The organism is Pseudomonas sp. HMWF006 (genome assembly GCF_003061205.1).
Taxonomy (GTDB): Bacteria; Pseudomonadota; Gammaproteobacteria; order Pseudomonadales; family Pseudomonadaceae; genus Aquipseudomonas; species Aquipseudomonas monsensis.
Map to the genome: position 1 here is coordinate 27,233 of NZ_QAIU01000219.1, position 1,858 is coordinate 29,090.

At 60.4% G+C, this 1,858-nt stretch carries 2 protein-coding genes; both read left to right on the forward strand.

The features are described from left to right. Nucleotides 1-850: polysaccharide pyruvyl transferase family protein (locus tag DBR24_RS08725; protein ID WP_256591349.1), on the forward strand; the 850-nt coding region annotated here is incomplete at its 5' end. Beyond that, on the forward strand, nucleotides 847-1,858 hold a 1,012-nt coding region (locus tag DBR24_RS08730; RefSeq protein WP_128614512.1), incomplete at its 3' end, for a phosphoribosylaminoimidazole carboxylase. The genes DBR24_RS08725 and DBR24_RS08730, both read left to right, overlap by 4 nt.

Below are 1,858 nucleotides of genomic sequence, written 5' to 3' on the forward strand. Positions count from 1 at the left end.
CGACCTGATCGTTGGCGTCGGCGGCGGCTACATGCGCTCCAAAAGCGCTTTCGAACACATCAAGCTGAAACTCGGCCACGCCAAGCAACTGGAAACCGCGATCCTCAGCAAAGTGCCGTCGGTGTACCTGCCGCAAAGCATCGGTCCGTTCCATGGCGAGAGCCGCAAGATCGTCGAACATTACGCCAGCGCAGACGCGGTGTTTGTCCGTGACAATCGTTCCTCGGCAATGTTTGACGCCTGCGAAAACGTCTACCGCGCACCGGACCTGGCCGTGCAGTCGCTGGCGAGCAAAATCCTTGCGCAACCGAAGTTCACCCGCTGCGCCGCGTCTCCGGCCACAGTGTGCGTGGTGTTGCGCAAGCCGCCGGAGTGGAGCAAGGAAAAGAAAGTCGCCTACGTGGCCAACCTGAAGCTGCTGCTGCAGCGCCTGAAGAACAAAAGCAAAGTGGTGTGCGCTGTACAAAGTGCCGTGCGTGGCAACGATGACGGTGCGTTCTATCGCGAACTGGGCATCACCGAAGACCTGTTGTCGTTGAAGGCGACGATTGCCAAATACCAGCCGGACCTGGTGATTTCCGTGCGCCTGCACGGTGCCATTGAGTCGCTGCTGTCCGGCGTGCCGGCGTACCACATCAGCTACGAGCGCAAAGGCTTTGGCGCCTATCAGGACATGGGTGTCGAAGACTGGGTGATCAACGGCGGCGACATCAACGTCGACACCATCATCGACACGGTTTACAAGCCGAACGCACTGGCCGATTTCGGCAAGCGCCTGACCGACACCTGCCGCGAGATCGAGGCAAAAACCGTGGCCATGGACGAGATCATCAAAGGTATCGTTCGATGATATTGCGGCTGTTGCTTCGCGGCGGAGCCTTAGGCGCGAAGTTCTTGCTGGTGCTGGCGATCACTCATTACCTCGGTTATGAGGCGCTGGGTTTTTACGGTGTGGTGGTCGCCGCGTCGTTGATCGCGTCGAAGTTCTACAGCGTCGGTTTCAGTTCCGAGATCAACCGGCTGATCAGCGTCGGCGGCAGTTCGCGGCGGGTGGTCGACCGGGTCCTGCTGCTGTATCTGGCGGTGGGACTGGTGTTGTCGGTGCTGACCGTGCTGATTTACTCACTGTTCCAGACGGTGGATGCGACGGTTGCGCTGATCCTCTGCGTGACGCTGGTGCTGCTCACCGAGCACCTGTCATTCGAAATCAACTCCTTCGTCTTTTCCGCGCAGAAAGCCACCGCCGGCGCGTTGCTGTTCTTTATCAAGACCGGTCTGTGGGCGCTGTTGGCGGTGGGCGGGATGATGCTCGGCTGGGTGCCGGGGATCGCCAGTGTGTTGTGGCTGTGGGTCGCCGCCAACGTGCTGGTTATCGTCGCCGGTTACCTGATCGTGGTGAACGTGCACAAGGGCCGCGTGGCCGGGCCGTTGGCCACCGCTACCGTGTGGAGGGCCGGGTTGCCGTTCTATCTCGGCACTGGCTTGATCGCCTTGAGTCAGTACGCCGAGCGCTTTCTGATCGTCGATCTGGAACCCTATGCCAGCCTCGGTAAATACGTGTACGCGTGGTCGGCAGCCAACACCTTGCAAGCGCTGTCGTATGCGGTGGTGGCGGTGGTCGGTATCCCGGTGCTGGCCAAGCGGTTTCAGGCCGATCAGCAGGCGTTCACGCTCAAGCAACTGTTCGTCAACAAATGGGTCGCACGGTCGCTGGTGGTCTCGGTGGCAGTGGCGGTGGCGATTTATCTGTTCTTCAACGTGGTGCTCGATTACGTCGCCACCAGCGTGCCGCGTCCGGATAACGGAATCCTCGGTGTGCTGATCGTTTCCTTCGCCCTGCGCGCGATTGGCGACATCG